Genomic DNA, 4,141 nt, shown 5'->3' with positions numbered 1-4,141 from the left:
TTTTTACTGCCAATTCATAACCAGATAACATAAACAACATCACAAAGATTACTTCATCTTGATTTATTTCTATTTGAAATTCCTGTTGCATTTTTTGAACTAATGATTGTGCTAAAGAATAATACTCCGGAAATAAATCAACTATCCTTTTCTTTTCTTCGGCAGAAATAATTTGACTATGACTAACAGAAATAATTAAAGCATTCATGTGTAAACACAACCCAAATAAAATCTGATCATCAAAAATACGATTTACCTTTTTTGAAGCCTCTTTTAAAAACAAACTAACAGTTTGAATCAATTTAGGCGATACAACTTTCCCAAGTGTTTCCATGCTATCTATATTAGATATCAATTTTTTAAAATAATTTTCAAAATCATTTCTCAATTCATTAGATATAATTGCGTTTGTTTCTGTTTCACTTAAATTTTGTTTTTTTAACTCTTTTTTCTTTTGTTGAATTGTTTGATAAATATTTTCTTGTTTAGTTACAACGTTATTTTTTAATACTTCTTGACTAGTAAATAAATAATTTGTATCTTGACTAACAATCTTATCGAGTTCTTCTTTATACTGTTTATAATGAATGATCCCTTTTCGTACTTCATTAGAAAAATCAGACATAAACAGTTCTACACTAAGATCCGTTTTCTTGCATCTTGTATAGCCATTAGCACAAGCATAATGAATGTCTTGTTTTAATCCATTGATTTGAAATTGTGGTTGATATAAAGCTAAAGCATTCAAAATTCGTGAATGAATTTGAATTCGTTTATGCAATTGTTTAGCTTCTGACTTGAAAAACTTAACAATCAATTGATACTTCTCATTCAATGTCCGTTTTTTCCAGGTAGGAAAATCTATTAGATAATTACAATGATTTTTATATGCCTCCATAATTAATGATTCTGTTTCATAAGGTATTTGGCAAATAAGAATACATCGATAATCCTCTGGCAATTCATAACAGTCTTGTGAGAACTTACTACTTTCAAAACTTGCATAAAGTAAATTTCTTAAATAATTATTTAACAAATGAGCATTTTTAATTAATAAGAATCCTTGATTAGCTTTATGAAGAATTCCACTAGTATTGACTGTACCAAATAACTGATCTTTCATTTCTTGGATACTATCAATATAAGATTGACAATCAAAAATATATATAGGAGCATTAGCTTTAATAATATGCGACGCTTTCGCAAATCCATAAGCAGATTTTACAAATCGTGTTATCCCGCTACCTGTTTCTGCAGTTAACATAATATGCGGATTACCATGTGGATAAAGAATTGCTGCTTTAATAACCATGATTGCTTCTTGAAGCGAGCTATCATAACCAATTAAATCAACAAACTGATCATTTATCGTTTCCTCTATTGTATTTAATTGATACAATACTGGTCGACCGGGAATCTTTTTGATTTGTTCTTCTTTAACCAGTTGATTTAAAATACTACTTAAATTGGTGCGTTGCAATTCAAGCTGCTCAGCTAGAAACTGAGTTGTGATTTTTGGATATTCATCAGTTTTCAAGTTATTAGAATATTCACGAATATATTCTAAAACTCTATCTTTGTTTGTTTTCATTCTGTCCTCCTACTATACACAACTCCTCTAACCGAGAACAACTATAAATCTTTTCAATCTTTGTTTCAAATTGCAAAAAGCAATGTTTTTTTATACAGTTATTCATTCATTTGTATATGTGTATAGCTTTTTTATTGTATTTATATACAAATATTATACACTTAAGCTATAATAATTAAAATATTTGTAATTATTAATCAAAAAAATATGTGTATAACAATACTTATACACATAATAAAAAATTAATTTTATACACTTTTATTACCAAAAACATAATAAAAAGCTTTATCAATAACCTAATAAAGCTTTCTATCAGACAAATATCATCTATCCAGATAAAGTATCGATCGAACATCTTTGCCCATCTTTAGTAGCAATATACCAATTGCCATAATCATCTCCATCATAACGTTCAAATAAAATATATTCACCAATTAAATTAAACTGACCGGCTTCATCACTAATAAACGTTACCGTATCAACACTTGGATCATAAAAATATAACTCTTGTGCTGTATCTACATAAACAATACCATCATTACAAACAGTATAATTTTTTATTGATCCTAGCATCACCTGTTCATAGCTATCCATTAATATATTATAACGAATGATCCCGTCATAATCTTGATAATACATGATATTATTATCGACATAAAAACTGCCAATTGTAATAAAATCAAAAGTTTCGATCACATTACCAGATAAATCTATTGAAAAAATCAAATTTCCATCATCAATTTCAATAGCTGCGTAAATTAAATTACTACTAAAATCATAAGTAAAATCGACAATTTCTTCACTTGATAAAATACTTTCTTGACCGTTTTCATATAACGATAATTGCTTTTCATTTAAAAACAAAAAACGATTTTGGCCTAACGGTAATACTTTTTCATATCTAAATAAATAATCACTATCACCATTTCTCATATCATGAAAGTAATAATCTATTCCATCACCAGCATAAATTTTATCATCTTCATAATATAAATATTCATAGCCCTGTAATCCATTTTCTTTATTTATTCCTAGGTTTCGATTAGTTTGGACCATGTTATAATCAATTCCCAAATAAACATCATCACCGTTGATTATTTGATAATTATTTTGATTGTAATTACCGGCCATTTCTAAAGCGGTATTATCATCTTGAATTTCAACGGTGGTAAAATCATCTGATAAACGTTCAATCTCATTTTTTTGATTAACAGTCGTAATAACCGTTCGAATTAAAAATAAACTGATTGTAGCTAAAAAAATAGTTCCCACAATTGCATTAGTAATATTTGATCGATCTTTTCTTTTTTGTTTTTTTGTTTGACTATGATTAAATAAAGTATTTCGAGCATCTTGCATCTTTTGTTTCAATGCCTGATTATCTTTACGATAATCATACATTTCTAATTGTTGAAAAACCAGGAATTTCATTATATGACGACTTTTCTTTTCTTCATTTTGATGTGTTTCTACTTGTTTTTGATTATAATTGGCCTGTTTTTGAATAGTTGCATTATTGACACTAGTTACCTTTTGGAGTGGATTGCCGCAGTTATTGCAACGAACTTGTCCATGATAAATAATTTTTTGACAAACTGGGCATCTGCTTCTACCCGAATGACGTTTACCACATAACGGACACGTAAATCCCGACTTAAAATGATATCCACAATTATTACAAATCATTGTATCACCTTCCCCTATATCGTCTAATAAAATTGCCCTCTATTTAATTATATTTTATCATGGTTGTATTTTCAGTCAAGCATTAAAATAATATAAATAATTTATTGATAGACTATGTATTTTAAAACAAAATAAAAAATTTCAAGTAATTAAGGGAGGGTAAATTACTTGAAATCTTTTCTTGCTATCTATGTAAATAAGATTGTTTCAATTGTTTAAAATATAGCAATTGTCTTTGGGTTTCCAACTTTAAATAATCATACATTTCTTGACTATTCAAACGCTTAGAAACTGGATATACTTTGGGTTTACCAAAAATATTTTCATAAGCTTTTTTAGCGCGTAAATTGATTTGCTGTCTTTCATTTTCAATATTTCTAATCATCTTAATCACTCCTATCTTTTTAAGGCACCATTATTTTATTGATTATTATTCTTTAAACAAGCTTATTGAAACCAAAAGAAATATCGTTTACAAAAAATAAAAAAAACATTTATTAACTTGTAAATAGTTTTTAAAAAAATAAGTAGTTCTAGTTTAATTATTTTGGGTATGTTAGAATTTTTTTGAGGTGATGAACATGTTGATCCAGGAAAGATTAGAAAGATGTGATTTTTCTACAAGCGAGAAAGTCATTATTGACTTTATTCTTAAAGAAAAAATGAAAATAAAAAATATGACTACCAAAGATATTGCCAATGCTACTTTTACTTCGCCATCAACTTTAATTAGAATTGCTCATAAAATGAAGTTTAATGGCTGGAATGAATTAAAAGATGCTTATTTAAAAGAAATAGAATATCTCCAAAGTCATTTTTTAGATGTCGATGCCAATTATCCATTTACTAATGAAGATACGATCA

At 27.3% G+C, this 4,141-nt stretch carries 4 protein-coding genes; 1 reads left to right on the top strand and 3 read right to left on the bottom strand.

Going from position 1 to position 4,141, the window contains the following annotated elements; translation table 11 throughout:
- From J7M77_RS07695 to J7M77_RS07685, 3 genes are all read right to left on the bottom strand, one after another.
- Positions 1-1,591: PRD domain-containing protein (locus J7M77_RS07695; RefSeq protein WP_296877250.1), on the bottom strand; the 1,591-nt coding region annotated here is incomplete at its 3' end.
- A gap of 327 nt (positions 1,592-1,918) precedes the next feature.
- Entirely contained in the window at positions 1,919-3,277 is a 1,359-nt protein-coding gene (locus J7M77_RS07690) for a hypothetical protein (RefSeq protein ID WP_296877249.1), read from the bottom strand.
- 184 nt (positions 3,278-3,461) lie between these two features.
- A complete protein-coding gene (locus J7M77_RS07685) occupies positions 3,462-3,662 on the bottom strand; it encodes a hypothetical protein (protein WP_296877248.1) in 201 nt (66 codons plus the stop codon).
- Positions 3,663-3,858: 196 nt separating this feature from the next.
- Here J7M77_RS07685 and J7M77_RS07680 point away from each other — a divergent pair.
- Positions 3,859-4,141, top strand: a 283-nt coding sequence (locus J7M77_RS07680; RefSeq protein ID WP_367236963.1) for a MurR/RpiR family transcriptional regulator, incomplete at its 3' end; no start/stop codon positions are given.

This window comes from Thomasclavelia sp. (assembly GCF_017889095.1).
Lineage (GTDB): Bacteria > Bacillota_I > Bacilli_A > Erysipelotrichales > Coprobacillaceae > Thomasclavelia.
The sequence above is the reverse complement of the archived record's forward strand: the minus strand, read 5'-3'. Positions and strand labels throughout refer to the sequence as shown.

Excerpts from the sequence above, each read along its gene's own strand:
- J7M77_RS07690 (WP_296877249.1), bottom strand. The coding sequence starts at position 3,277 with ATGATTTGTAATAATTGTGGATATCATTTTAAGTCGGGATTTACGTGT.
- J7M77_RS07685 (WP_296877248.1), bottom strand. The coding sequence starts at position 3,662 with ATGATTAGAAATATTGAAAATGAAAGACAGCAAATCAATTTACGCGCT.